Raw genomic sequence first — 24,289 nt, forward strand, 5'->3', positions numbered from 1 at the left:
CCGCAGGGCCCCAAGCCCGCAGGGCCGCAGGGCCCCAAGCCCGCAGGGCCGCAGGGCCCCAAGCCCGCAGGGCCGCAGGGCCCCAAGCCCGCAGGGCCGCAGGGCCCCAAGCCCGCAGGGCCGCAGGGCCCCAAGCCCGCAGGGCCGCAGGGCCGCAGGGCCGCAGGGCCGCAGGGCCGCAGGGCCGCAGGGCCGCAGGGCCGCAGGGCCGCAGGGCCGCAGGGAAATGCTCGCGCACTCCCGCCCGCCAACCGGTAGCGTCCGGCGACTGTGGACCTTGCCGTGGTGACGCTCGCGGAGCGGCCTGACCTTGACCCGTGGCTGGACGTGTTCCCCGGTGGGTGGCCGGAGTTCATGCTGCACGACCCGATCGCCGCCCTGTACTACAACCTCGCCGGGAAGCACTACGCCGAGCACGTGTTGATCGCCTACGACCGGGACCATCCCGACCGGGCGGTGGCGAAGGCCTACACCGTCCCGTTCCACTGGGACGAGGACGTCCTGCCGCCGGGTGGGTGGGACCGGGTGATCCAGCGGGCGACCCTCAACCGGGGGCAGGGTGACGAGCCGAACCTGGTGTCCGCGTTGGAGATCAGCATCCAGACCGACCACCGCGGTAGCGGGTTGGCCGCGGTGATGCTGGAGGCCATGCGGGCGAACGTGCGCAGGCTCGGGTTCGACACGCTCGTCGCTCCGGTTCGGCCCAATGGGAAGCCGGATCACCCGGATGTGCCGATGGGTCAGTACGCGGCGTGGACGCGGGCGGACGGGTTGCCGGTGGATCCGTGGCTGCGGGTGCACGTTCGGGCGGGCGGCACGATCGAGGCCGTCGCGGTCCGGTCGATGACGATCGCCGGGACGTTGCCCGAGTGGCGGGCGTGGACTGGGCTGCCGTTCGACCAGGCCGGGCCGGTGCACGTGCCCGGCGCCCTGGTGCCGGTGCACTGCGACCTCACCCACGACCACGCCGTCTACATCGAGCCCAACGTGTGGGTCCGCCACCGGACGTGACAAGCCCCTCACTGCCTGGTGCGCTGGATCGGGGAAAGATGAGCCAATGGCGACAGTCGCGGAGTGGGTCCAGGGCGCCCGGGTGCGCACGCTGCCGAACTCGGTGGCGCCGGTCCTGGTAGGCGCGGGAGCGGCGGGCGAGATCGGCGCGTTCTCCTGGTCGCGCACCCTGCTGGCGCTATTGGTCGCGTTGGCCTTCCAGGTCGGGGTGAACTACGCCAACGACTACTCCGACGGCATCCGGGGCACCGACGCCGACCGGGTCGGTCCGCTCCGGTTGGTGGGATCCGGTGTCGCGTCGCCCGACTCGGTGAAGGCGGCGGCGTTCGCCTGCTTCGGGGTGGGCGCGGTCGCGGGTCTCGTGCTCGTCGCGGTGTCTGGGCACTGGTGGATGATCGCCATCGGCGTGGGCTGCGTGGCTGGCGCGTGGTTCTACACCGGCGGCTCGAAGCCCTACGGCTACTCCGGCTGGGGCGAGGCGGCGGTGTTCCTGTTCTTCGGCCTGGTCGCCGTCCTGGGCACCCAGTACGTGCAGGCGGGCCGGACCACCTGGCTCGGCTTGGCGGGAGCGGTCGCGATGGGTTCGTTCTCCGCCGCCGTGCTGGTCGCCAACAACCTGCGTGACATCCCCACCGACCGCGTCTCGGGCAAGCGCACCATCGCGGTCCGACTAGGCGAACAGCGCACCCGCGTGCTGTACGAGGTCCTGGTCGCGGTGCCGTTCGTGGTCAGCGCGGCCGCCGCCTTCGTGACGCCCTGGGCCCTGGTGGGCCTGGCTTCGGCCGCCTTGGTCGTCCCGGCCGTGCGGCGCGTGGGGGGCGGGCAGACCGGGCTGGGGCTGATCCCGGTGCTCAAGGAGACCGGCCTGGCGATGCTCGCTTGGGCCGTCGTCACCGGCGTCGCGCTCGGCCTGGGCTGACGCCTGCCTGAACGCGCGGTCGCCTGTCGTCGGCGTCAGGCCGTCCACTCACCCCGTTCAAGGAACGTGGTCAACACCTGATCGTGTGGAGCCAGGTCGATTCCCTGCGCGGTCAGCCACGCGTCGTCGTAGTAGGTGTGGGAGTAGCGCTCGCCGCCGTCGCACAACAGGGTGACGATGCTGCCCGCGACACCGGCCGCCTTGAGTTCGGCGACGATCTGGAAGGCGCCCCACAGGTTCGTCCCGGTCGATCCCCCCACCCGACGCCCGAGCAGCGGGGCGACCCGGCGGATGGTGGCGATCGAGGCGGCGTCCGGGACCTTGATCATCCGGTCGATCACCTGCCCCAGGAACGACGGCTCCACCCGCGGTCGGCCGATGCCCTCGATGCGCGACCCGCGGCAGCCGGTGAGCCCGGGTTCGGTGTCGCGCCAGGCGTCGAAGAAGACCGAGTTCTCCGGGTCCACCACGGCCAGCCTGCTGCTGAACGCGCGGTAGCGGACGTAGCGGCCGATGGTGGCGCTGGTGCCGCCGGTGCCCGCGCCGACGACCACCCAGAGCGGTTCGGGGTTCGGTTCCAGGCTCATCTGACCGAAGATCGACTCGGCGATGTTGTTGTTGCCGCGCCAGTCCGTGGCCCGCTCGGCGTGGGTGAACTGGTCCATGAAGTGACCGCCCAGCTCACCGGCCAGCCGGTAGGACTCGGTGTAGATCATCCCGGGCTCGTCGACGAAGTGGCAGCGGCCGCCCTGGTGCTCGATCAGCTGCACCTTCTCCGGGCTGGTGGTGCGCGGCATGACCGCGATGAACGGCAGCCCCAGCATGCGCGCGAAGTACGCCTCCGACACCGCCGTCGACCCCGAGGAGGCCTCGATGACCGGTGTCCCCTCGGTGATCCACCCGTTGCACAGCGCGTAGAGGAACAGCGACCGCGCCAACCGGTGCTTCAACGAGCCGGTCGGGTGGGTCGACTCGTCCTTGAGGTAGAGCTGCACGTTCCAGTCCACCGGCAGCGGGAACGGCAACAGGTGCGTATCCGCACTGCGGTTGGCGTCGGCCTCGATGATCCGGACGGCCTCGCAGACCCAGGCCCTGGTCTTGTCGCTACACCGGTCAACCGCAGTCATGTACCAACATTAGCCCGGAGTAACCGTGATCCGAACAGGGCCAACACCACAGTCAACTCGTTCGGTCCAGGACGACAGGCCCGGCGACACCACCGCGCACCCCGTGGGCCTGACCGAGTCTCCGCAGGTCATCGACAGCGTGGGTCAGCGCATGCCCGCCCCACCGGGGCAGTCCAACCCGACAGTCACGCCAGGACCGGGGTGAACCGGTCAAGCCCCGAGCCTCACACGACCACAGCGGCGATGCGTAGGTCAGCTCGACGAGGTCACCTCGGGTACCTGCACAGATTCGCTCAGCCACACGGCCATCGTGATGCCCACCGAGGACGGGGGCTCAGGCCGGATCACCGGTGGCATCCGCAGCGAGGCGAGCTTGGTCATCCCGATGGACCTCGCGCGCATGCCCTGCAGGCATCGCAACAACGAGACGGTCGCGGAATTCGGAAACGAACTACCCGGCAACCACCAAGTCCCACAGCGCCAGCCCGATCTGCCCTTCGTGATGGCTTGCAGCAAGCAGCACAACACCTTCGCCGCAAGTGCCAGTCATCGGCTTCTTCGGCGCAGGACAACGCCAGTTGGAACATCCGCCGAGAACAGGTCGGACCGGACCTCCGGGACCACGCGCGCGCCCAACAACGACACACAATGCTGAAGCTGCGCGCGCACCGCCTGACGAATCACGCCCCCGCCATACAAGGCGTCCTGACTCGCGAGGGCAGCGGCGGTCGTGCGGATAGCAGCTGCCTCATCGAGTCCCATAGTCGAGGGCGGTGATGCGATCGAGTTCGCAGCGGCCAGTTGGCTGACCGCAAGTCCCGCACCCGCGCCGAGAACGGCGCGGATGAACCGCTGTCTACCCAAGCCCTCGTGGCTCACCCGATCACTGTGCCGATGCGGTGGCTCAGCTCGGCGACGTCCTTCCGATCGCCGTGCGCCTGAGCGAACCCGCGCAGATCACCAAGGTCATCAGCGGCTCGGCGAGAGCGGATCGGGCCCGACCAATCAAGGGCCTGCCTACCAAGGACAGCGGCTTCGGCGGGATCACCGGTGGCCATCACCAGCGAGGCGAGCTTGGTCATCCCGATCGACTTCGCGCGCGCATGCCCTGCGGGCATCGCATCAAGCGCGCCAACGAGGCGATCGCGGGCCTGGGAAGTGAAACGCCCGGCAACCGCCAAGTCCCACAGCGCCAACCCGATCTGCCCGTCGTGGTGAGCGGAGTTGTAATAGGCAGTCCACGGCCGCTCGTCCCGCAGCACCCGGCGTGCGAACTCCTCGTCAGCGACACCCACAGCGGCGGCCGCCTCCTGCACCCGCCCCAACTTCGCCAGCGCCCGGGAGCGGGCGGTGTGCAGCATCGCCCGCTCAGTGGCCGTCACCCGATCCGCGCGGACGAGCGAGAACTCCGTGAAGGTCAACCCGGCATCAGGATCGCCGCACCAAGTGGCCTGCAAAGCCAGGCAGTACAACACCTTCGCCCGCAAGTGCCAGTCATCGGCTTCTTCGGCGCAGGACAGCGCCAGTTGGAACATCCGCCGGGCATCGTCGTGGGCATAGGCGTCGAAGGCCATGAAACCCGCGACATGACTGAAATACCCCACCGCCGAGAACAGCTCGGATCGGACCTCTGGAACCGCACGGGCACCCAACAACGACACATAATGCTGAAGCTGCACATGCACCGCCTGGCGAATCACACCACCGCCGTAAAGCGCGTCCCAGCTGGCAAAAGCGGCGGCGGTGGTGCGGATGGCAGCTACCTCGTCGACTCCCATCGTCGAGGGCGGTGATGCGATCGAGTTCGCAGCGGCCAGTTGGCTGACCGCAACTCCTGCGGCCGCGCCGCAGGCGGCGCGGATGAACCGCTTTCTACTCAAGCCCTCGCTGCTCACCCGATCACTGTGCCGATGCGGTGACTCAGCTCGGCAACATCATCCCGATGCCCGTGCGCCTGAGCGAGCCCGCGCAGCTGACCGAGGTCATCAGCGGCTCGGCGAGAGCGGATCGGTCCCGACCAGTCAAGAGCCTGCCCACCGAGAACAGCAGCCTCAGCAGGATCACCCGTGGCCATGACCAACGAGGCGAGCTTGATCTGGCTCATGGCGCGCGAGCGGGCATGGCGGTCGGCGTGGCCCTCGGTCGCGATGGCGAGCCGGTGGCGGGCCGCACCGACGAAGCTGCCACGCAGAGCCGTGTCCCAGAGCGCGTGCCCGGTGTCGCCGTGGTGCTGGGCGTGGTCGTAGTAGGCCATCCACGGCGGATCCTCGGCAGGCCTGCGGTTGGCGAACTCCTCGTCAGCCACCCCCACCGCGGCGGCGGTCTCCTCGACGCGGCCGAGCTTCGCCAACGCCCGAGCCCGACCCACGTGCAGCATCGCCCGCTCGGTGGCGGTGAGCCGATCGGCACGGACCATCGCCAGTTCGGTGTAAGTCAGGCCGGTGTCGGGATCACCGCACCAGATGGCCTGGCGGGCCAGGGAGGAGAGGATCTTGGCTCGCCAATGCCAATCGCCGGCTTCTTCGGCGCAGGACAACGCCAGTTGGAACATCCGCCGAGCGTCATCATGGGCATAGGCGTCGAAGGCCATGAAACCCGCGACATGACTGAAATACCCCACCGCCGAGAACAGCTCCGATCGAACCTCTGGAACCGCACGGGCACCCAACAACGACACATAGTGCTGAAGCTGCACATGCACCGCCTGGCGAATCACGCCACCGCCGTAAAGCGCGTCCCAGCCAGCGAAAGCGGCGGCGGTGGCGCGGACTTCGGCCACCTCGGCCAGGCCGACAGTCGCGGGTACCGGGAGCGGCTGGGTGGGAGCGATCAGGTTGACCAGAGCGGACTGTCCGAGCACCGTCCCCGCCGCCACGCCGAGGGTGGTGCGGATGAACTGTTGCCGGTCCATGTCCCCCAGCGTAGAGCCACTTCGGGGTGATCGGCGGAATCCCAGTTCCACGTCGGTGGGCACTCCCAGAACCGACCGGAACGCCGCCCGGCGGTCGCGGTCCTGCGGGCGGCGGATGATTCCCTGTTCCAGCTTCCCGATGTAGTTCGCGTCCAGCTCCACCAACCGGCCGGTGTGGTCGTGGAGCCAGGCGTTGACCAGTTCGGCGAGTTCCTGGCGGGTCAGCGGTTCACCCGATCCGTACGGCGAGGGCACGGACTCGCGCGCGGTGCGCAGCAGGCGGTTGGGTTCGGCCACGGCAGTCCTCCGTTGACAGTCTCGCACCCTTGGTAGTCATCCGACTACCGTCAGATTAGAATGAAATCATCCCCGGTTCCTCCTTCGACCACCCCGCCGCCCGGTAGTGGCTGGTCAGGCCACCCCTGGACAGGCTGCAGACATGCCCCAGCGCCCACTTCCGCCAGGCCTGCACAACGTGCACGGCGACCTCTCCGACACCGCCGTCCTCGCTCGCCGGGCTGAGCGGGCGATCGCCGACCACACGCTCAGCCCGGAGCTGGTGGCGGAGTTCGCCGAGGCCTGCCGGGTCTCCCTACTGGCCTGCTGGTTCATTGTCGACAACGCGGACCGGCGATGAACGACTGCACCGCGCGGATCCGCACCGACGGGCTGAACAGGCTGGTCTTGGCCCGGCACGCAGGCGTGCGGGCGCACTTCGCCTGCCGGTGGTGCCTGAAGGGCCGCGACGCTCGCGGGCACCCGATCACGACGATCTTCGACCTGGCCGTGGACCGGCGGTCCGTCCGGGTGCACCCCGGCGCGGTGAGCACGCATTCGGTGGAGCTGAACAGGAGCGCGGTGGACGCGTTGGCCCGAGCCTGCGCGGCGGGAAGGGCGCACGTGGTCGACACCGTGCGGCTGGCGTTCGCGGAGGGTCCACAAGCGACACTCGGGATCGAGGACCTCGCGATCGTCTACCGGGGCGCCGCGTTGCTCGGGTTGGTCGAGGTGTTGGAGGAGCTGAGCCAGGCTATGCGTTAGCCACGAGCACAGCGGCCAGCGCCAACACCGCGGGCACCGTCTGCACGAACAAGATGCGCCGGGACACCGTGGCCGCCCCGTAGACACCCGCCACCGCGACGCAGGCCAGGAAGAAGACCTTGAACGGCAACGAGTCCGCCACCAAGCCGTACACCAGGCCCGCGGCGAGGAAACCGTTGTACAGGCCCTGGTTGGCCGCCAGCACCGCCGACTCCTCGGCGAACTCGGGCGTCGTCCCCAACGCCGCCCGACCCCGGGGTGTGTTCCACAGGAACATCTCCAGGACCAGGATGTACAAGTGGATCAGGGCCACGACGCCCACCAGGACCTGCCCGAGCACGGTCACTCCTGGTCGCCCCTGAGCTCGGCGCGCAGCCGGTCCCGTTCCGCGTTGCGACCGGCGTGGCGGGCCGCCAAGCCCGCCGTGACGCGGGTGTTCAAACCGCGGAACAGCAGCAGGCCCAACGGGAAACCGACCACCAGCCCGATGGCCAGCGCCACCAGGAGCGGGAGGTCGAAGAGCACCAGCACACCCGCGACCGCGCCCACCAGCAGGACGCGCAGCGCCGTGTAGAGCGCGAGGTCGCGCCCCAGGGTCGCGTCGGCGGTGTCCACGCCGCGAGATTACCCCTCGTCGGGGTCGTCGACGGTGTTGGGCCTGCCCTCGAACCGAGTGGACAGCACCACCGTCGAGCGGGTCCTGGCGACGCCCTTGATGCGCCGCAGCCTGCCCAGGGAGCGCTCCAGCTCGTCCACCGTGGCGACCCTGATCTTGACGATGAACGCCTCGTCGCCCGCCACCCGGTAGCACGACTCGACCTCGTGCAGGCCCGCCAGCGCGTCGGCGACCTCCTCGTCGTCGGCGGTGTCGGTGGGGTGGATGCCGACCAGCGCCGTCACGCCGAGGCCGACCGCGGTCGGGTCGACCTGGGCGTGGTAGCCGGTGATCACCCCGGACGACTCCAGCTTGCCGACCCGCTCGTGCACGGCGGAGGCCGAGAGCCCGACCTGTCGGCCCAGGTCGGCGTAGGTGACGCGCCCGTTGGTGCGCAGCGCCGCGATGATGCGGCGATCGACTGTGTCCACGGGGCGCAAGCGTACGGCGTGCGCGTCCGATGTCCGAACAGGCCGATTTGTCCCTTACTACCTCTTTACTAGCACCCAACCGTTCGAGTACCCGATGGTCGAAGTGCCACGATGCTCCTGGTTTACCCGTTGATCGACCGAGCCAAGGAGGCGGCGATGACCGTCGCGCACGTCGGAGAGCGGCTGCTGACCCCGGGCGAGGTGGCGGCCCTGTTCCGCGTCGACCCCAAGACCGTGACCCGCTGGGCCACCGCGGGCCGGATCGGCTCGATCCGAACCCCGGGTGGGCACCGGCGCTTCCGCGAGTCCGAGGTGAAGACCCTGCTGGCCGAGCTCACCACCGAGGCTACCGCCGAGCACGTCTGAGCGACCGCGAACCGTACGCCCACAAAACCGACAAACGGGCTAACCTCGAAAGCCTCAGCCGGTTCGGAGGTGGCCACACGATGTTGTACCTGCTCGCCGCGGTCGGTGCGATCACCGTCGCCGTGCTGCTGTGGCGGGCGTTCGGGGTGCAGACGGCGGGGGTCGCCCCACGCCGCTCGACCTCGATCGCGCCCGACGACGACCCGGAGTTCCTGCGCGGGCTCGACGAGCACCGCAAGCGCGGGGACGACGAGAAACCGCCGTCCGCCTAGGCACCACCGCGAGTCTGGGCGCGCACGGCGCGCGCCCGCCTCGCGGGTGGGCGCCAGGGTTCAGTGAGCCCGGTTGAGCTCGTTGGGGAAGTCGTCGGCCACCGTGGCGGCCATCTCCAGCAGGGCCAACCGGGTCTCCGGTGCCAGCCGCTCGAGCTCGATCTCCGCGCCCTCCTCCAGGTGCGGGTCGAACGGGATCCGGCACACCGCCCGGCAGCGCGCCCCGAAGTGCTGGGCCAGCTTGTCCAGGTCGACCGAGCCGGACTTGGGCCGCACCGAGTTGATCACCGCGACCGACCGGGCCACCAGGTTGCGGTAGCCGTGCGCGTCGAGCCAGTCCAGCGTCGCCGAGGCGCTGCGGGCGCCGTCGACCGAGCCGGAGGAGACGATCACCAGCGAGTCGGCGACGTCGAGCACGCCCTTCATCGCCGAGTGCATCAGACCGGTGCCGCAGTCGGTGAGCACGATGTTGTAGAAGTGCTCCAGCAGCGACACGGTGCGCCGGTAGTCGTCCTCGCTGAACGCCTCCGACACCGCCGGGTCCTGCTCGCTGGCGAGCACCTCGAGCCTGCTCGGGCCCTGCGAGGTGTAGGCGCGGATGTCGCTGTAGCGGCGGATCCTGGTGGCGTCGCGCAGCAGGTGCCGCACCGTCGCGGTGGTCTCCAGCGGGATCTTCTGGCTCAGCGTGCCGCGGTCGGGGTTCGCGTCGACCGCGATCACCCGGTCGCCGCGCAGCGAGGAGAAGGTGGAGCCGAGCGTGGTGGTGGTCGTGGTCTTGCCCACACCGCCCTTGAGGCTCAGCATCGCGATCTTGTAGCAGCCGCGTAGCGGCTGGTTCACCCGGGCGATCAGCTCGCGCCTGCGGATCTCCGCCGGGCTCTCGCCGACGTTGATCAGGTGGCCGCTGGCCACGTAGACCGCCTTGCGCCAGCCCGACTGCGGGGTGCGCTTGGCCTGCTTGAGCAACCGCGCCGAGGACAGCTCGTCGCCACCCGCGCGCTGCTGCGGCGGCTGGTAGGGCTGGCGCTGCTGGTACTGGCCCTGTGCGGGACCCGGGCCGTACGGGTGCACCTGCTGCGGCCCGGTCTGCGACGGGTTCGCGCCGTAGATCCCGGGATTGGGCTGGTGCGGGTTCAGCGGCTGGGCCTGCTGCGGGCCCCGGTACGGCCCACCCTGCTGCGGGACCGAGCCGACCTGGTGCGGGCCGGACTGCGCGGGGTTGACCGGGTGCGGACCGGAGCCACCGGGATTGCCCTGCTGGAGCGGAGTGCCCTGGCGCGCGCCCGCCCCGGACTGGTGCGGACCCGCCTGGGTCGGGTTCACCGGGTGCGGGCCCGACTGCGCCGGGTTGACAGCGGCCGGGTTGACAGCGCCCAGGTTGATGGAGTGCGGGCCGGACTGCGCCGGGTTCACCTGGTGCGGACCGGACTGGCCGGGCGCGGGCTGGCCGAGGCCGACCGAGGCGGGCAGCACCCCGGTCAGGTCCGGGTCGACCGGCGCCGAGACCTCCTGGACCGGCAGCGGCGAGTAGAGATCGGTCTGCACGGCGGGAACCGACTGCTCGGCGCCCGGGTGGGCGGTGGTGTCGGTGGTGGCCTCTTCGGCCAAGTGGGAATCGGCCAAGTGGGAATCAGCCAGATGGGAATCAGCCAGGTGGGACTCCGCGAGCTCCGGGGCGGGCCCGAAGTCCTGGGCGTCCGCCCCGTGCTCGGTGCGGGTGGTGTCGCTGACGTTCGGCGGCCGCCAGGCCACCTCGGACTCTTCGTGGCGTCCAGTCACCCCTGCGACCCCTCCTGCGAACCTCGAGCGGGATTGCCCAATCCGTGCCGGTTGCGACGTTAGTCGCTCACCGCGTCACCCACCGAAAGGGGGTTGATGCGGTGTGCACAAGCAAGCGCAGGTCGCGGCTGGTGCGCGGCCTAGGCGTAGGAGTGCAGCCCGGCGATCACGAGGTTGATGAAGAAGAGGTTGAACACGACCATCCCGAAGGCCACCGAGTTGATCACCGCGGCCCGGCTGCCGCGCCAGCCCGCGGTGGCCCGGGAGTGCAGGTACCCGGCGTAGACGACCCAGGCGACGAAGGCCACGGTCTCCTTCGGGTCCCAGCCCCAGAACCGGCCCCAGGCGGCCTCGGCCCAGATGGCGCCGCAGATGATGCCGAAGGTGTAGATCGGGAAGGCGAAGATCGTGGTGCGGTAGGCGAGCCGGTCGAGGGCGTCGGCCTCGGGCAGCCGCGGGCCGAGCCGGGCGAACTTGGCCGGGTCGCGGTCGTGCCGGACCTTGACCAGGTACAGCAGGCTGACCACGCCGGGGACCAGGAACAGGCCGCTGGACAGGATGGCCGCCGAGACGTGGACGACCAGCCAGTACGACTGGAGCGCGGGCTGCACCGGGGCGGCGGCGGTGTAGAGCGCGGTGCCGCCGAGGAACATCAGGATGACGACCGGGGTGAGCACGAACGCGCCGAGCCTGCGCACCTCGAACTTGCGCATCAGCACCAGCCAGGTGACGACCGCGACGAACATGGCCGCCGCGCCGTACTCGTACATGTTGCCCCAGGGCGCGCGGCCGGTGGCCACCCCGCGCAGCACGATCGAGGACAGGTGCAGCAGCGCGCCCAGCACGGTCAGCGCCACGGCCATCCGGCCGAACCGCTCCGGCCGGTCGCGGCCCGGCTGCTCCTCGATCCGCCCGATCGCGGGCCCGGCGGATTCGACCGGCGCACCGGCGCCGACGAGCTCGCGGGCCTGCTCGGACCTCTTCGCCTTGCGGGTGAACGCCTGCTCGACGGTGTAGAAGATCATCGCGAACAGGTAGACCAGGGCGGCGGCGCGGTAGAGCCAGTCGCTGTAGTTGGCCAGCGTGTCGTTGACCGGCATCAGGGAACCCTCCTGGGACTGAGCAGCTGCGCTGCGATCCGGTTGAACTCCTCGCCGTAACCCGCCTGGTCGGTGCGAGCGAGGCCGCCGACGCGCACCACCGTACGGCCCTCACCGTCCGGGGTCGCGCGGACCCACAGCCTGCGCCGCTTGACGGTCAGCGACACGCCCAGCCCCAAGATCATCGTGAGCGCGCAGACCAGCACCCACAGCTGGGTGGGGTCGTGCGAGACCTGCAGCGAGACCCAGCGCCGCACGCCGTCGAAGCTGACCCTGGTGCCGTCGTCGAGGGTGATCACGCCGCCGGGCTTGAGGTTCTCCCTGGCGACCCGGGTGAGCCTGCCGTCGTCCACCAGCGACCGGTCGATCTCGAAGATCGACTGGCTGCGGCCGGACTCGGTGCCCAGGTCGCCGCGCATGACGTCGACCGCGACGGCCGGGTCGCGCAGGTCCGGGTAGACCGAGGTGAGCAGCCGGTCGGTGATCTGCGCGGTGGGCGCGAACAGCCCGGTGACCGCGATCTGGCGCTTGCGCCGCTCCGCGGGGTCGGTCACCCCCGGCGGGTCGAACTTGGTGGCGCCCTCGGACAGCAGGGTCAGCGGGTCCACCGTGCGCCACTGGATGGTCTGGGTGCGCGACTGCCCGTCCGGGAAGGTCACCGTGAACGTCGGCGCGTAGCCCTGGCCGAGCAGGTATACGCGGTCGCCGACGACCCGCAGCGGGTCGTTGACGCGCAGCTCGTAGGGCCGCCAGGTGTCGGCGTCCAGGTCGGCGCCCGCCTGGTAGTCGATCTTGGCGGTGAACTGGTCGGCCTGGCCGTTGGGCAGGTACTTGGCCTCGAAGCTGTTGACCCGCACGCAGAACGGGTCCAGGTCGGTGCCGTCGACGCGCAGCCCGGGGCGGAACGAGTCGTAGCCCGCGGTGCCGGAGTTGCAGAACTGCGAGCCGTCGGCCAGCACGATGACCTGGCCCTCGTAGTTGAGCATCTTGCCGATCGCCAGCGCCACGATCAGGCCGAGCATCGCGAAGTGGAACACCAGGTTGCCCGCCTCGCGCAGGTAACCGCGCTCGGCGCTGACGCTGCGACCGCCGTCGTCCTCCGCGCGCTCGACCAGCCGCCACCCCTTGAGCCGGGTCTTGGCCGCGGCCAACACCTGCTCGGGGGTGTCGTCGGTGGTGGCTGTCCCGTGGTGCGGCAGGCGACTCAAGTTGCGCGGGGTGAGCACGGGCTTGGCCCGCGCGGCCTTGGCGTAGTCGAAGGTGCGCGGCAGCAGGCAGCCGACCAGCGAGATGAACAGCAGCAGGTAGATCGCGGAGAACCAGACACTGGCGTAGACGTCGAAGAACTCGAACCGGTCGAGCAGCCTGCCCCACCAGCCGTGCGCGGCGATGTAGTCGTTGACCCTGGGCAGGTTCAGCGACCGCTGCGGCAGCAGCGCGCCGGGCATCGCCGCGAGCGCGAGCAGGAACAGCAGGATCAGCGCGGTGCGCATGGACGTCAGCCCGCGCCAGGTGTTGCGGGCGAAGGCGAGCGCCCGGTTCACAGCGGCATCTTCAGGTCGTTGGCCACCGAGTTGCGCAGCCAGGACACCAGGTCGCCCCACAGGCCGGTGACCAGCAGGATCCCGACGACCAGCAGCAGCGCGCCGCCGAAGAGCTGGATGCCGCGCCCGTGCGTGCGCAGCCAGGTGGTGGCCCGCACCGCCCAGCGGGCGCCCAGCGCGATCAGCAGGAACGGCACCCCGAGGCCCAGGCAGTAGACGACCACCAGCAGGTAGCCGCGGGCGGCGTTGCCGCCGGTGGACGAGGCCAGCAGCAGCACCCCGGACAGCGTCGGGCCCAGGCACGGCGTCCAGCCCAGGGCGAAGATCGCACCGAGAACCGGTGCCCCGGCGAGGCCGATGCGCGGGGTCTTGTGGATGCGGATGTCCTTCTGCAGACCGGGAACCAGGCCGATGAACACCAGGGCCATGGCGATGGTGACCACACCGCCGATGCGCTGGAACAGGTCCTCGTTGAGCAGCAGGCTGTCGGCCAGCCACACCAGGCTGCCGACGGCGGCGGCGAACACCGCGGTGAACCCGAGGACGAACAGCGCGACGGCGCCCAGCACCCGGTGGCGGCCCCGTTTGCGGTCCTCCGCGGCGTCGACCGCGGGCGCCTCGGCGCCGACCAGGGCGGCCAGGTAAGCCAGGTAACCGGGGACCAGCGGGACGACGCACGGCGACGCGAAGGAGATCATCCCCGCCAGCAGCGACACCCCCGCCGCCAGCAGCAGCGGACCGGATGTCGCCAGCTCCGTCGGATCCACCCGAACAGGGTAAGGACCGGCGGCTGAGAGCCCGTGGTGGGTGGTGGCTTGCCGGGTCGCAGGTCACACCCCGGCTCGGCCCGGCACCCCGCACAGCGGACTCAGCGACCCGTGCCCGGGGTCCAGGTCGGGTCGGCGACGATGGTCTGGGCCAGGTCGCTGAGCCTGCGGTTCTGGCTGCGGGCGGACCCGCGCAGCATGTTGAACGCGCTGGTCATGTCCACCCCCATCCGCTCGGCGAGCACCCCCTTGGCCTGCTCGATCACCACCCGGCTGGTCAGCGCGTGCTGCAGCTGCTCGGTGACGACCTCGTGGCTGCGGATCGAGCGGGCCTGCAGCAGGCCGATGGTGGCCACCCCCACCAGCGCCTTGGCGGTGCGCGCGGACAGCTCGTCGAGTTTGCCCGGCCGCGCCCGGAACAGGTTGAGCGCGCCGATGGTCTCCGACCGCAGCCGCATCGGCAGCGCGTGCACCGCGCGGTACCCGGCGGTCGCGGCGGCCCGGGCGAACCGCGCCTCCGACGGGGGGCCGTCGGACAGGTCGGGTCGGAACACCGGCTCGCCGGTCCGGTAGGCGGTCAGGCACGGGCCGTCCCCGTCGCGCAGCTGGAACAGCTCCAGGTCGCGGACCGCCTCGTTCGAGCTGGCCACCATGTGCAGGTCGCCGTCGGCGGTGGCGAGCAGGATGCCCGCCCCGTCGATGCCGAGCAGCTCGACGCTGCGGTCGACCAGGACGTGCAGGAACTCGATCACGTCGAAGTCGTCGACCAGGGTGTCGGCCAACTCGACGAAGGTCTCCACCAAACGTTGCTCCCTCACAGGGACGCGCCTCCTTGCCCAGGTCGTGCTCGATTGTCGTCGTCCGGGGTGAACCGGACCCGGCGCGCCACCACCTCGCTCGCCAGCTCGGCGAGGCCGCGGCCCTCGACGAAGGCCCGCGCGCGCAGCCGGGCGAAGGCCGCGGACACGTCGGTGCCCAGCTGCACGGCGATCATGCCGGTGGCCTGGTGGATCTGCGGGCTGGTCAGCGGCGCGGTGTCCGCGGTGACCAGCTCCATGGCGATCCGGGCGAAGACCGCGGCCTCGGTCAGCGCCCGTTCGGACAGCGGCCGGGGAGCCGAGCAGTAGGCGCCGAACGCGCCCAGGTGGACCGCGCCGAGCGCCATCGGGAACGCGAACACCGCCGCGATCCCGAGCACGTCGGGCGGGTGGGCCAGCAGCGGCCACCGGCTGACCGCCGACTGCGCGGCCAGGTCGGGCACCAGCACCGGCAGGCTGGTCTGGATGGCCGTGGTCAACGGGCCCTCCCCGGAGGTCAGCTCCAACTCGGCGAGCAGCAGTCCCGGCGGCCCGGTCGCGTGCGTGGCCACCGCGCCGGCGTCGATGGTGACCACCAGCAGCACCCCGTCGACGGCCAGCCTGCGCCGGGCGAACTCGCACAGCAGGTCCGGGGACAGCTCCGCCCCGGTCTCCGCCGCGGCGGCGGCGATCCAGGCCATGAGCTCCGCGCGGTGGCGTGCCCTGCCGTCGTATGTCACGCCTAGCCGCTTCCCTGGCACTGGTCGACGCGGCCTTTGGGCGCCGGTGTCGGTCATGGTAGCCCTACCAGCGGTGCAGGGGTGTTCACCCGTTCCATCGTTCGAGTGTCTTCAGTGGAACCAGGGACCCACCTGTGGGAATAGTGGAAGCGCGCTCGAGACCCCGGTGCCTAGTCCGTACGGCTCCGGGAGCGACAAATGGCCCACATCACACCGGCTGTGTGCGCATGGCCTCTTGCGCCACACGCCTTTGCCGCGTATCGCGCACCGAGAATTCGGCGCCCGCGGCAATTCATCCGAAAAGACCAGGCAACCAACACCTGGCGAGAACAACCTTTGTGCCACCGCCGCCCGCCGGGCGATGATGATCACCGACACGAGGTCGGTGTCCGGGGTATCTGCAGGGAATACCCCGATCGGTGCGGGGACACCGGCGACGGCGACGCGAGCGCCCGACAGTCTCCTTTCGCCCCCGGCGTCCCCGCACCGCCCCGGCGGAGTCCACAGGTGCGGAAATGAGCGAGAACGCGGGGTTGCTGACCAGCACCCAGGCCTGGACCAGATGCCTGCAGCGCCGGACGCGGCTGCGCGGCACGGTCGCCCGCTACGGCCTCTCCGACCAGGCCGACGACATCGTGCACGACGTCTTCGTCGCGGTGATGGGCATGCCGCGGCTCTACCCGGACGGGTTCGACGCGCTGCTGGACACCGTGCTGTGGCGGCGGTGCCGGATGGTGGCCACTTTCGAGGCCCTCCAGGACAAGCTGCGCCGCAAGACCGTGCTGCACCCGGGCGACGCGGGCGACCACGCCGACACCGTGCTCGAGCAGGTGCACGCGGGCTGGGTGCTGAACCACATCGGCGCGCTGAGCGAGCCGGACATCTGGATGCTGCACATGATGAGCCTGGGCTACCGCCGCACGGACATCGCCACGCTGTCCGGGCGGACCGTCACCGACATCGACCGGGCGGTCCGCGGGATACGCAGGCGAACCCGGGACCGCGCATACGCCCGGGCCGGGCACTCGCCCGGTTGACCCTGGGAAAGGCAGTGGGGCGGTTCCCGGGAATCATCCCACCATTTTTGGCCGCGGGTGGGCGGAAGCGCAGACCGCTCACCCGCGACCATTTCCGACATTGCCGAGCCCCCAGAACGGTAAAAATTCCGGTGACAGCCGAAACCCCCCGAAATCAACAACGGAGGTACGGGACCCGATTCCGGCCGGGCCCGGGCGCGGTCACCGCTCGGCGGTCAGCTTGTCCAGGATGGCCGTGAGGTCCGGGGCCAGCAGGTCGCGCATGTACGCCGCCGCCACCCGGCCCTGGCGGTCGACCACGAAGGTGGCGGGCACGACCGAGCGCGGGTACCCCTTGAGCGCCAGCAGCGTCTTGCCCGGCGGGTCGTAGATGGACGGGTAGGTCAGCTTCCGGTCGCGCATGAAGTCCTGCGGTACGTCGCGCTGGTTGTCCCGGAAGTCGATGCCGAGCACCTGCACCCCCCGGTCGCCGTAGGCGTCCTGGACCTTCTGCAGCTCCGGTGCCTCGGTACGGCACGGCCCGCACCACTGGCCCCAGACGTTGAGCACCACGACCTTGCCGCGGTAGTCGCTCAGCGCGATGCGCTTGCCCTCGTCCATCAGGTCGCTGCCCGAGATCTCCGGCAGCGCCTTGCGGTCGGGACCGTCGTAGGTGATGGTCGTCTGGCCGCCCGGGGAGACGAAGACGAACTCGGTGCCACTGGCCACCGCGTCCTTCTCCGCCGAGCAGCCCGAGACGAGCAGCCCCAGGGTGAGCAGGCCGAGCACCGCGCGGCGCACCTACGCCCCCGTGTTCTTCGGGTCGCTGGACCCGGCGGGCTCGCTGTAGCCGATCCCGACGAGCTGCTCGTCGTCGAACACCAGCGTGGTCAGCGACGCCAGCGAGCACTCGCGCTGGGAGGGGTTGTGCCACAGGCGCTTGCCCTCCAGGTAGCGCCGCACCGTCCACACCGGGAGCTGGTGCGAGACGCACACCGCCTCGTGGCCCGCGGCCGCGGCGCGGGCGCGGTGCACGGCGCCGAGCATCCGGTGGGCGATCTTCAGGTACGCCTCGCCCCACGACGGGGTGAACGGGTCGCGCAGGTGCGGCCAGTTGCGCGGGGAGCGCAGCGCGCCGTCGCCGACCGAGACCCGCTGGCCCTCGAAGACGTTGGCCGACTCGATCAGCCGGTCATCGGTGGCCAGTTCCAGGCGGTGCGAGGCGGCGATCGGCGTGGCCGTCTCCTGGGCCCGTTGCAGCGGGGAGGCCACCACGTGGGTGATGTCGCGCTCGCTCAGGTACTCCGCCACCGTCAGGGCCTGGCGCTTGCCGGTGTCCGACAGGCGGAAGTTGGGCAGGCGGCCGTAGAGGATGCCGTCGGGATTGTGCACCTCGCCGTGGCGCAGCAGGTGGACCGTCGTGCGGGTCACGCCTTCTCCTCCGCGGCGGCGGCCGCGCGGGCGGCGTGCGGCAGGGCGGCGGCGATCTGCTCGAACGCCGAGTCGTCCAGGGCGGCGCTGACGAACCACGCCTCGAAGGCACTGGGCGGCGGGTAGATGCCGTGGTCGAGCAGCGCGTGGAAGAACGGCGGGAAGCGCCAGGTCTGCGCGGCCTTGGCCCCGGCGTAATCGATGACCGGGTCCTCGGTGAAGAACACGCTGACCAGGTTGCCCGCGAACTGGACCCGGTGCGGCACACCGGCTTCGGTGAGCGCGCCGGTGATCAGCGCGCCGAGCCGCTCGGCGTTGACGTCGAGTGCGCGGTAGACGTCCTCGTCGGCGGCGCGCAGCGTGGCCAGGCCCGCCGCGACGGCCACCGGGTTACCGGAGAGCGTGCCCGCCTGGTAGACCGGGCCGGACGGCGCGAGGTGGGCCATCACGTCCGCGCGGCCGCCGAACGCGGCCGCGGGCAGACCGCCGGACATGACCTTGCCGAAGGTGTACAGGTCGCCCTCGACCCCCTCGAGGCCGTACCAACCGGCCGCCGAGACCCGGAAGCCGGTCATCACCTCGTCCATGACCAGCAGCGCGCCGTGCGCGCGGGTGATCTCCCGCAGGCCCGCGTTGAACCCCTCGACCGGGGCCACCGCGCCCATGTTGCCCGCCGCCGCCTCGGTGATCACCGCGGCGATGGTCGGGCCGTGCTCGGCGAAGGTGGCGCGCACCGCGTCGAGGTCGTTGTAGGGCAGCACCAGGGTGTCCTCGGCCTGCGCGCCGGTGACCCCCGGCGTGGTCGGCAGGCCCAGCGTGGCCACCCCGGAGCCCGCCTCGGCCAGCAGCGCGTCGACGTGGCCGTGGTAGCAACCCGCGAACTTCACGATCCGGCTGCGGCCGGTGAACCCGCGGGCCAACCGGATCGCGCTCATCGTGGCCTCGGTGCCGGAGTTGACCAGCCGCACCTGCTGGACCGGGGCGACCCGGCGGATGATCTCCTCGGCCAGGTCGATCTCACCGGCGGTCGGCGTGCCGAACGAGAGCCCGTTGACCGCCGCCGCCCGGACCGCCTCGACCACGGCCGGGTGCGCGTGGCCCAGGATCATCGGCCCCCACGACGACACCAGGTCGACGTAGCGGTTGTCGTCGGCGTCCCACAGGTAGGCGCCCAGCCCGCTGACCATGAACCGCGGCGTCCCGCCGACGGCGGAGAAGGCCCGCACCGGGGAGTTGACCCCGCCGGGCGTGACCGCCTTCGCGCGGTCGAACAGGGCGGCCGAACCACGCACGTGTGCCTGAACCTCAGCTGTCACCACCCCAGTGTCCCAAACGCCGGGCAGTGGCCGCGCTCACGCCTTGCGCGAGCCCGTCCGCACGGCCAGCACCAGCTGGCGCAGGGCGTCGAGCAGGAGCAGACCGGCCACCGTCGCGGCGGCCACCGCGCCGCCGACCCAGTTGCCCGCGTAGTGCTCGAAGTCCAGGTCGGGGCGGGCCTCGACCCGGCTCAGCGGCTGGATGCCGCGGCCGTAGAGCCACACCGCGAGCCACACCAGCAGCGCGGCGACCACGACCTCACCGGCGGCCAGCAGGGCCCGGCGCGGCTGGTTGACCGCGCCCGCGGGCGCGGGCCAGCCCAGGTGCGGGGCCTCGGGCCCGGTCGTCTCCGCCGCTGTCACCCGGTCAGCCTCTCATGCCTCGCCGGTGGGCAGCGCGGCGGCGAAGTACTCGCGCGAGTCCAGCCGCAGCAACAGGGTCACCACCGCGATCCAGAGGACGATCAGCACCCCGCCCAGGTAGGGCGCCATGGCCCCGGTGTGCGCGTTGGCGGCGGCGGGCGCGCACAGCGCGCCGAGCAGCGCGGTGGCCATCAGCGCCAGCCGGGCCCAGTTGCGGCCCGCGCGCAGCGGCAGCGCGAGCACGAGCGCCACCAGCGCCGACAGGCCCGCACCGAGGCCGAGGTAGCCCAGTGAGCGGTCGGCGAAGACCAGCAGCAGACCCGAGAGCCCGGCACCGCCCACCGCCCCGCAGACGGCGCCGGTGACCGCGACGGGCCTGCGGCTGGGACTGGTCGGTTCGGGCAGCGGCGGCACGGTCACGGGGGATATGTAGTCCCAGCCCGCCCCGGCGTTACGAGGCGATCGCCACGCGCCGCGCGGCGTCCCGCCCGGGTGTGAACCACCTCTGGCGCAACGAAAACGCCCGCGACGGCGGGTGGCCGTCGCGGGCGTGGGAGTGCGTCCCCCGGATGGATCAGTACTGCGCGCGGGGCGCCTCGAAGTACGCCTTGGCTTCCTTGGTGAACATGTAGTAGATCGCGCCGACCACCAGCAGGATCTGGACGATGCCCACGACGGTGTCGAGCACGGCCTGGTCGCCACCCACCACGCCGAGGACGTTGAGCAGCACGTAGAGCAGCCCCAGGATCGCCAGCGTCAGCCGGGCCCAGTTGCGGCCCGCGCGCATCTTGAACGCGAACAGCAGGAACAGGCCGAAGGACAGCACCGCGATGACCCCGGCGAAGATCAGGCTGGCGTTGACCGCGGTGTCGAGCTGCGACGGGGTGAACGCGGTGTTGGACTGCTGCAGGCTCTTGCGGGCCGCCTCGCGCATGGCGTCCTTGCCCAGCACCAGGACCAGCACGAAGCCGACCACGCCGAGGATGGCGGAGGCGAGCCAGAGGTTGAACGCCAGGTCGACCGACTTCGGCCGGGCGGGCGCGGGCGGGTGGTTCACCTGGGGCGCGGCGGGCATGCGCTCGTAGGGCTCGTTGGACTGGGGACCGGGTCCGCTGGTCGTCATGGGTAGAGAAGTTATTGGTTCCTGAGAACGATCGCACGCCGGTTCACCTGGGTTTCTCCGCAACGAGACCCTGGAGCACCTCGATTAGGCCATCCGGGTGGCGCGCCCAGGCCAGCACGACCGTCCCGTCGTCGAGCTCGAGCGGGACCTCGGTGGTCTTCCTGGGCACCGTCCACCCGCCGCCCAGCGGCTTGGCCGAGACCGGGGCGTCCACGTCGGCGGCACGGGCGATCTTGGCCACGGCGAGCCGGTCCTGCCCTTGGTGCAGGTACACCGGGGTCACCGAGACCGCGCAGACCTTCCGCCGGGCGTTCACCCAGGCGGCGGTCATCCCGGCCAGCACCACCGCGACCAAGATCCAGGCTAGGCCGTGGACCGGCCCGGTGAGCGCCTCCAAGCCCGCGCCGACCGCGCAGAAGACCGGCCCCCACAGCACCGGCCACCAGGACGAGCCGGGCTCGGCGTAGAGCACCGGGCCCTCCTCGGCCCCGGTGGTCACCGCTCGCCGTCGTGCCGGTAGAACCGCCGCGCCGACCCGCTGTAGAGCATGCCGACCGCCACGATCGTGGACAGCGCGCTGGCCAGTCCGTAGACGGTCACCCGACCGGCGGCGTACTCGAACAGCGTCGCGAACACGCCCAGCACCAGCAGCAGCGTGCGTGCCTTGCGCACCCCGCGCCGGGCCTGGTGGGCCAGCAGCAGGAAGAAGCCGAAGAACATGATCGAACCGACCAGCAGCCACCACGACAGGCCGGTGGCGGTCTGCTCGACGTCGACCGAGCGCAGCTGCGGGTAGAGCTCGACCTGCCTGCGCGCCCACTCCTCGCGCAGGGCGAAGAACAGCACCGCGCCGACGACACCGAGCACCCCGGCGAGCACCCAGATCCAGAACGCGGCGCGCACCACGCGCGGGGCGTCCGTCCGGGCATCGGCCTCGTCGGCCGTCGGCATCACCGGGGGTTCTTCTGGGACGGTCACCCGGCGAACATACCGGTCAAGACTCCCGCAACCAGGCCGCGGCCTCGGCGGCCCAGTAGGTCAGCACCACGTCGGCGCCCGCGCGGCGGATCGAGGTGAGCGCCTCCAGCACGGTGCGCCTGCGGTCGAGCCAGCCGTTGGCGGCGGCCGCCTCGACCATCGCGTACTCACCGGACACCTGGTACGCCGCGACCGGCACGTCGGAGATCTCGCGCACCGCGCGGATCACGTCGAGGTAGGCCAGCGCGGGCTTGACCATCACCAGGTCGGCGCCCTCGGTGAGGTCGAGGGTGACCTCCCGCAGCGCCTCCCGGACGTTGCCCGGGTCCTGCTGGTAGGTCATCCGGTCGCCGGTGAGCTGGGACTCCACCGCCTCCCGGAACGGGCCGTAGAACGCCGAGGCGAACTTCGCCGAGTACGCCAGCAGCCCGGTGTCGGTGTGGCCCGCGGTGTCGAGCGCCTCGCGGACGACGCCGACCTGGCCGTCCATCATCCCGCTGGGGCCGAGCAGGTGGGCCCCGGCGTCGGCCTGGGCCAGCGCCATGTCGGCGTAGACGGCCAGCGTGGCGTCGTTGTCGACGTCGCCGTGCGCGTCGAGCACGCCGCAGTGGCCGTGGTCGGTGAACTCGTCGAGGCACAGGTCCGACATCAGCACGGTGTCGTCGCCGAGCTCGGCGCGCAGGTCGCGCAGCGCCACGTTGAGGATGCCGTCGGGGTCGACGCCGCCGGAGCCGACCGCGTCGCGGACCTCGGGCACCCCGTAGAGCATGATCCCGCCGACCCCGGCCGCGACCGCCTCGACGGCGGCCTTGCGCAGCGTGTCGCGGGTGTGCTGGACGACGCCCGGCATGCTCAAGATCGGCGTCGGCTCGGCCGCGCCCTCCTTGACGAACATGGGCAGCACCAACTGGTGCGGGCGCAACGTGGTCTCGGTGACCAGGCGCCGCAACGCGGGGGTGCGGCGCAGCCTGCGCGGGCGGTGGTTCGGGAACATCAGTGCCTCTCCACAAAACGAGCGCGGGCGGCGTGCGAGTGCACACCGCCCGCGGGCAGTTCTAGCGCCTTGCGCGCTTGGTCTTGCGCGGGGGCGGTAGCGCGCCCTCCGCGCGTAGTCGTGCGGCGTGCTCGGCGAGCGCGTCGACCAGGGCGGGCACGGTGGCGTGCTCGGGCTGGACGTCGACCCGCAGGCCGAACTCGCGCGCGGTCTCGGCCGTCTTCGGGCCGATGCAGGCCACCAGGGTCCGCGCGTGCGGCTTGCCCGCGATCCCGACCAGGTTCCGCACGGTCGACGAGGAGGTGAAGCACACCGCGTCGAAACCGCCGGTCTTGATCATCTCGCGGGTGTCGGCGGGCGGCGGCGCGGCGCGCACCGTGCGGTACGCGGTCACGTCGTCGATCTCCCAGCCGCGGTCGCGCAGACCGGCGGCGAGGGTCTCGGTGGCGATGTCCGCGCGCGGCAGCAGCACCCGCTCGACCGGGTCGAGGATGTCGTCGTAGGGCGGGAAGTCCGCTAGCAGGCCCTCACTGGACTGCTCACCGGAGGGCACAAGCTCGGGGTTGATGCCGAACGAGCGCACCTTCGCCGCGGTCGCCTCGCCGACGCAGGCGATCTTCACACCGGAGAACGCGCGGGCGTCGAGGCCGAACTCGGCGAACTTCTCCCACACCGCGCGCACGGCGTTGGTCGAGGTGAAGATGACCCACTGGTAGCGGCCGTCGACCAGGCCCTTGACCGAGCGCTCCATCTGCGCCGGGCTGCGCGGCGGCTCGACCGAGATGGTCGGCACCTCGCTCGGGATGGCGCCGTGCAGGTGCAGGCGCTCGCTCATCTCCCCGGCCTGGTCCTTGGTGCGCGGCACCAGCACGCGCCACCCGTAGAGCGCGCGCGACTCCCACCAGGACAGCTTCGAGCGCTGCGACACCGCCTGGCCGACGGTGACCACCAGGTGCCCGGACATCTCGCCCGCGTCGGCCGCGAGCGCGGCCAGCGTGGTGTCGATGGTGCGCTGGCTGGTGTTGGTGCCGTCGGCGGTGACCGCCACCGGGGTCTGCGCGGCCAAGCCGTGCTCGACCAGCGAGGACGCCGCCTCGGCCAGGTGGCTCGCGCTGGCGTGCAGCACGATCGGGCCGGGCACCGCGGCCAGGCCCGCCCAGTCGATGTCGCCGCGGACGTCGACCTCGGTGTGCGTGGAGCCCAGCGCGATCCCCGCGTACGCCGGGACCGCGGTGGCCGCCGAGACGCCGGGGATCACGTCGAACACCGCACTGGTGCGCGCCACGGCCTGGGCCTCGGCGACGACGGCGGAGTGCGTGAGCGGGTCGCCCGCGACCAGCCGCACCACGACGCGGCCGGACTTGGCCTCGGCGGCCAGGTCCTTGGCGACGTCGGCGGGCTGGCCGACCGCGGGGCGGACCTCGGCGCCCGGGCGGGCGAACGCCAGTACGCCGGGGGGCACATCGGGGTCGGTCACCACGAGCTCCGCGCGTTCGAGCAGCTCTTTCGCGCGGACGGTGAGCAGTCCCGCGTCGCCTGGGCCGGAGCCCACGAAGGCGACGCGTCCGGGGGACTTTCGTGCACGGGTGGTCATGTCAGGCCACTTCC

31 protein-coding genes are annotated in these 24,289 nt (G+C 71.4%); 7 read left to right on the top strand and 24 right to left on the bottom strand.

The window, feature by feature from the left end:
• Nucleotides 1-285 precede the first annotated feature (285 nt).
• Nucleotides 286-1,011 carry an N-acetyltransferase gene (locus tag QSK30_RS08855; protein ID WP_285501233.1) on the top strand — a complete coding sequence of 242 codons (726 nt, stop codon included), beginning with the start codon at nucleotides 286-288 and terminating at the stop codon, nucleotides 1,009-1,011.
• Nucleotides 1,012-1,057: 46 nt separating this feature from the next.
• A complete protein-coding gene (locus tag QSK30_RS08860) occupies nucleotides 1,058-1,930 on the top strand; it encodes a 1,4-dihydroxy-2-naphthoate polyprenyltransferase (RefSeq protein WP_285501235.1) in 873 nt (290 codons plus the stop codon).
• 35 nt (nucleotides 1,931-1,965) lie between these two features.
• Here the strand turns inward: QSK30_RS08860 and cds1 are convergent, their stop codons facing one another.
• From cds1 to QSK30_RS08885, 5 genes are all read right to left on the bottom strand, one after another.
• On the bottom strand, nucleotides 1,966-3,057 hold the full coding sequence (gene cds1, locus QSK30_RS08865; RefSeq protein WP_285501237.1) for an L-cysteine desulfhydrase Cds1: 1,092 nt from the start codon (nucleotides 3,055-3,057) through the stop codon (nucleotides 1,966-1,968).
• Nucleotides 3,058-3,309: 252 nt separating this feature from the next.
• Complete coding sequence (locus QSK30_RS08870; protein WP_285501239.1) at nucleotides 3,310-3,438, bottom strand: hypothetical protein; 129 nt, start codon at nucleotides 3,436-3,438, stop codon at nucleotides 3,310-3,312.
• Nucleotides 3,439-3,603: 165 nt separating this feature from the next.
• Nucleotides 3,604-3,936 carry a hypothetical protein gene (locus QSK30_RS08875; RefSeq protein WP_285501241.1) on the bottom strand — a complete coding sequence of 111 codons (333 nt, stop codon included), beginning with the start codon at nucleotides 3,934-3,936 and terminating at the stop codon, nucleotides 3,604-3,606.
• Complete coding sequence (locus QSK30_RS08880) at nucleotides 3,933-4,952, bottom strand: NsdA family TPR-like regulatory protein (protein WP_285501243.1); 1,020 nt, start codon at nucleotides 4,950-4,952, stop codon at nucleotides 3,933-3,935. The genes QSK30_RS08875 and QSK30_RS08880 overlap by 4 nt, the downstream gene beginning before the upstream one ends.
• Nucleotides 4,949-6,265, bottom strand: coding sequence for an NsdA family TPR-like regulatory protein (locus tag QSK30_RS08885; protein WP_285501244.1), 1,317 nt, complete (start codon nucleotides 6,263-6,265; stop codon nucleotides 4,949-4,951). The genes QSK30_RS08880 and QSK30_RS08885 overlap by 4 nt, the downstream gene beginning before the upstream one ends.
• A 142-nt stretch (nucleotides 6,266-6,407) precedes the next feature.
• Here QSK30_RS08885 and QSK30_RS08890 point away from each other — a divergent pair, with 142 nt between their 5' ends.
• Together QSK30_RS08890 and QSK30_RS08895 are read left to right on the top strand one after the other, a co-directional pair.
• Nucleotides 6,408-6,605 (top strand): hypothetical protein, encoded by a 198-nt coding sequence (locus QSK30_RS08890; RefSeq protein ID WP_285501246.1) that lies wholly within the window; start codon nucleotides 6,408-6,410, stop codon nucleotides 6,603-6,605.
• The gene (locus QSK30_RS08895) at nucleotides 6,602-7,009 is read left to right on the top strand and encodes a hypothetical protein (RefSeq protein WP_285501248.1); all 408 of its coding nucleotides are present in this window, start codon (nucleotides 6,602-6,604) and stop codon (nucleotides 7,007-7,009) included. The genes QSK30_RS08890 and QSK30_RS08895 overlap by 4 nt, the downstream gene beginning before the upstream one ends.
• Here the strand turns inward: QSK30_RS08895 and QSK30_RS08900 are convergent.
• From QSK30_RS08900 to QSK30_RS08910, 3 genes are read right to left on the bottom strand one after another with little or no spacing between them, the layout of a single operon-like run.
• On the bottom strand, nucleotides 6,999-7,355 hold the full coding sequence (locus tag QSK30_RS08900; RefSeq protein ID WP_285501250.1) for a DUF1304 domain-containing protein: 357 nt from the start codon (nucleotides 7,353-7,355) through the stop codon (nucleotides 6,999-7,001). The genes QSK30_RS08895 and QSK30_RS08900 overlap by 11 nt on opposite strands.
• Nucleotides 7,352-7,624, bottom strand: a complete 273-nt coding sequence (locus QSK30_RS08905; protein ID WP_285501252.1) for a DUF4229 domain-containing protein — start codon at nucleotides 7,622-7,624, stop codon at nucleotides 7,352-7,354. The genes QSK30_RS08900 and QSK30_RS08905 overlap by 4 nt, the downstream gene beginning before the upstream one ends.
• A gap of 9 nt (nucleotides 7,625-7,633) precedes the next feature.
• On the bottom strand, nucleotides 7,634-8,095 hold the full coding sequence (locus QSK30_RS08910) for an Lrp/AsnC family transcriptional regulator (protein ID WP_285501254.1): 462 nt from the start codon (nucleotides 8,093-8,095) through the stop codon (nucleotides 7,634-7,636).
• Nucleotides 8,096-8,251: 156 nt separating this feature from the next.
• Between QSK30_RS08910 and QSK30_RS08915 the strand changes: the two genes are divergently transcribed.
• Complete coding sequence (locus tag QSK30_RS08915; RefSeq protein WP_285501598.1) at nucleotides 8,252-8,461, top strand: BldC family transcriptional regulator; 210 nt, start codon at nucleotides 8,252-8,254, stop codon at nucleotides 8,459-8,461.
• Between the two features lie 80 nt (nucleotides 8,462-8,541).
• Nucleotides 8,542-8,733: a hypothetical protein gene (locus QSK30_RS08920; RefSeq protein ID WP_285501257.1), complete on the top strand. Its 192-nt coding sequence runs from the start codon at nucleotides 8,542-8,544 to the stop codon at nucleotides 8,731-8,733.
• Nucleotides 8,734-8,793: 60 nt separating this feature from the next.
• On the opposite strand, the gene QSK30_RS08925 is transcribed toward QSK30_RS08920, so the two are convergent.
• The 6 genes from QSK30_RS08925 to QSK30_RS08950 form a co-directional block, all read right to left on the bottom strand.
• Complete coding sequence (locus QSK30_RS08925) at nucleotides 8,794-10,116, bottom strand: AAA family ATPase (RefSeq protein WP_502871813.1); 1,323 nt, start codon at nucleotides 10,114-10,116, stop codon at nucleotides 8,794-8,796.
• Between the two features lie 536 nt (nucleotides 10,117-10,652).
• Entirely contained in the window at nucleotides 10,653-11,612 is a 960-nt protein-coding gene (ccsB, locus tag QSK30_RS08930) for a c-type cytochrome biogenesis protein CcsB (protein WP_285501261.1), read from the bottom strand.
• Complete coding sequence (resB, locus tag QSK30_RS08935) at nucleotides 11,612-13,105, bottom strand: cytochrome c biogenesis protein ResB (protein WP_285501600.1); 1,494 nt, start codon at nucleotides 13,103-13,105, stop codon at nucleotides 11,612-11,614. The genes ccsB and resB overlap by 1 nt, the downstream gene beginning before the upstream one ends.
• 47 nt (nucleotides 13,106-13,152) lie before the next feature.
• Nucleotides 13,153-13,923 (bottom strand): cytochrome c biogenesis CcdA family protein, encoded by a 771-nt coding sequence (locus tag QSK30_RS08940; RefSeq protein ID WP_285501263.1) that lies wholly within the window; start codon nucleotides 13,921-13,923, stop codon nucleotides 13,153-13,155.
• Between the two features lie 101 nt (nucleotides 13,924-14,024).
• The gene (locus tag QSK30_RS08945; RefSeq protein ID WP_285501265.1) at nucleotides 14,025-14,741 is read right to left on the bottom strand and encodes a GAF and ANTAR domain-containing protein; all 717 of its coding nucleotides are present in this window, start codon (nucleotides 14,739-14,741) and stop codon (nucleotides 14,025-14,027) included.
• Entirely contained in the window at nucleotides 14,738-15,460 is a 723-nt protein-coding gene (locus tag QSK30_RS08950) for a GAF domain-containing protein (RefSeq protein WP_285501267.1), read from the bottom strand. The genes QSK30_RS08945 and QSK30_RS08950 overlap by 4 nt, the downstream gene beginning before the upstream one ends.
• Before the next feature lie 515 nt (nucleotides 15,461-15,975).
• Here QSK30_RS08950 and QSK30_RS08955 point away from each other — a divergent pair.
• Nucleotides 15,976-16,497: an RNA polymerase sigma factor gene (locus QSK30_RS08955; RefSeq protein ID WP_285501269.1), complete on the top strand. Its 522-nt coding sequence runs from the start codon at nucleotides 15,976-15,978 to the stop codon at nucleotides 16,495-16,497.
• A gap of 201 nt (nucleotides 16,498-16,698) precedes the next feature.
• On the opposite strand, the gene QSK30_RS08960 is transcribed toward QSK30_RS08955, so the two are convergent.
• The 10 genes from QSK30_RS08960 to QSK30_RS09005 form a co-directional block, all read right to left on the bottom strand.
• Complete coding sequence (locus tag QSK30_RS08960) at nucleotides 16,699-17,277, bottom strand: TlpA family protein disulfide reductase (RefSeq protein ID WP_285501270.1); 579 nt, start codon at nucleotides 17,275-17,277, stop codon at nucleotides 16,699-16,701.
• Nucleotides 17,278-17,907 (bottom strand): histidine phosphatase family protein, encoded by a 630-nt coding sequence (locus tag QSK30_RS08965; protein WP_285501272.1) that lies wholly within the window; start codon nucleotides 17,905-17,907, stop codon nucleotides 17,278-17,280.
• The gene (gene hemL, locus QSK30_RS08970; protein ID WP_285501274.1) at nucleotides 17,904-19,223 is read right to left on the bottom strand and encodes a glutamate-1-semialdehyde 2,1-aminomutase; all 1,320 of its coding nucleotides are present in this window, start codon (nucleotides 19,221-19,223) and stop codon (nucleotides 17,904-17,906) included. The genes QSK30_RS08965 and hemL overlap by 4 nt, the downstream gene beginning before the upstream one ends.
• A 36-nt stretch (nucleotides 19,224-19,259) precedes the next feature.
• Complete coding sequence (locus QSK30_RS08975; RefSeq protein ID WP_285501276.1) at nucleotides 19,260-19,586, bottom strand: hypothetical protein; 327 nt, start codon at nucleotides 19,584-19,586, stop codon at nucleotides 19,260-19,262.
• A gap of 12 nt (nucleotides 19,587-19,598) precedes the next feature.
• The gene (locus QSK30_RS08980) at nucleotides 19,599-20,006 is read right to left on the bottom strand and encodes a hypothetical protein (protein ID WP_285501278.1); all 408 of its coding nucleotides are present in this window, start codon (nucleotides 20,004-20,006) and stop codon (nucleotides 19,599-19,601) included.
• A gap of 154 nt (nucleotides 20,007-20,160) precedes the next feature.
• Nucleotides 20,161-20,709: a hypothetical protein gene (locus tag QSK30_RS08985; protein ID WP_285501280.1), complete on the bottom strand. Its 549-nt coding sequence runs from the start codon at nucleotides 20,707-20,709 to the stop codon at nucleotides 20,161-20,163.
• Between the two features lie 43 nt (nucleotides 20,710-20,752).
• Nucleotides 20,753-21,208 carry a transport-regulating membrane protein Mce1N gene (gene mce1N / locus QSK30_RS08990; RefSeq protein ID WP_285501281.1) on the bottom strand — a complete coding sequence of 152 codons (456 nt, stop codon included), beginning with the start codon at nucleotides 21,206-21,208 and terminating at the stop codon, nucleotides 20,753-20,755.
• Nucleotides 21,205-21,687: a hypothetical protein gene (locus tag QSK30_RS08995; RefSeq protein ID WP_285501282.1), complete on the bottom strand. Its 483-nt coding sequence runs from the start codon at nucleotides 21,685-21,687 to the stop codon at nucleotides 21,205-21,207. Before QSK30_RS08995 ends, mce1N begins: the two co-directional genes overlap by 4 nt.
• Before the next feature lie 16 nt (nucleotides 21,688-21,703).
• Nucleotides 21,704-22,681: a porphobilinogen synthase gene (gene hemB, locus QSK30_RS09000; protein WP_285501283.1), complete on the bottom strand. Its 978-nt coding sequence runs from the start codon at nucleotides 22,679-22,681 to the stop codon at nucleotides 21,704-21,706.
• Between the two features lie 61 nt (nucleotides 22,682-22,742).
• Nucleotides 22,743-24,275: a bifunctional uroporphyrinogen-III C-methyltransferase/uroporphyrinogen-III synthase gene (locus QSK30_RS09005; RefSeq protein ID WP_285501284.1), complete on the bottom strand. Its 1,533-nt coding sequence runs from the start codon at nucleotides 24,273-24,275 to the stop codon at nucleotides 22,743-22,745.
• Nucleotides 24,276-24,289: the final 14 nt, after the last annotated feature.

Source organism: Actinokineospora sp. NBRC 105648 (assembly GCF_030269645.1).
Taxonomy (GTDB): Bacteria; Actinomycetota; Actinomycetes; order Mycobacteriales; family Pseudonocardiaceae; genus Actinokineospora.

Bases quoted from the DNA above. Each gene is read 5' to 3' on its own strand.
- QSK30_RS08920 (WP_285501257.1), top strand. From the start codon at position 8,542: ATGTTGTACCTGCTCGCCGCGGTCGGTGCGATCACCGTCGCCGTGCTG.
- QSK30_RS08985 (WP_285501280.1), bottom strand. From the start codon at position 20,709: ATGACGACCAGCGGACCCGGTCCCCAGTCCAACGAGCCCTACGAGCGC.
- QSK30_RS08860 (WP_285501235.1), top strand. From the start codon at position 1,058: ATGGCGACAGTCGCGGAGTGGGTCCAGGGCGCCCGGGTGCGCACGCTG.
- ccsB (WP_285501261.1), bottom strand. From the start codon at position 11,612: ATGCCGGTCAACGACACGCTGGCCAACTACAGCGACTGGCTCTACCGC.
- QSK30_RS09005 (WP_285501284.1), bottom strand. From the start codon at position 24,275: ATGACCACCCGTGCACGAAAGTCCCCCGGACGCGTCGCCTTCGTGGGC.
- QSK30_RS08955 (WP_285501269.1), top strand. From the start codon at position 15,976: ATGAGCGAGAACGCGGGGTTGCTGACCAGCACCCAGGCCTGGACCAGA.
- hemB (WP_285501283.1), bottom strand. From the start codon at position 22,681: ATGTTCCCGAACCACCGCCCGCGCAGGCTGCGCCGCACCCCCGCGTTG.
- QSK30_RS08915 (WP_285501598.1), top strand. From the start codon at position 8,252: ATGACCGTCGCGCACGTCGGAGAGCGGCTGCTGACCCCGGGCGAGGTG.
- QSK30_RS08870 (WP_285501239.1), bottom strand. From the start codon at position 3,438: ATGACCAAGCTCGCCTCGCTGCGGATGCCACCGGTGATCCGGCCTGAG.
- cds1 (WP_285501237.1), bottom strand. From the start codon at position 3,057: ATGACTGCGGTTGACCGGTGTAGCGACAAGACCAGGGCCTGGGTCTGC.
- QSK30_RS08895 (WP_285501248.1), top strand. From the start codon at position 6,602: ATGAACGACTGCACCGCGCGGATCCGCACCGACGGGCTGAACAGGCTG.
- resB (WP_285501600.1), bottom strand. From the start codon at position 13,105: ATGCGCACCGCGCTGATCCTGCTGTTCCTGCTCGCGCTCGCGGCGATG.
- QSK30_RS08890 (WP_285501246.1), top strand. From the start codon at position 6,408: ATGCCCCAGCGCCCACTTCCGCCAGGCCTGCACAACGTGCACGGCGAC.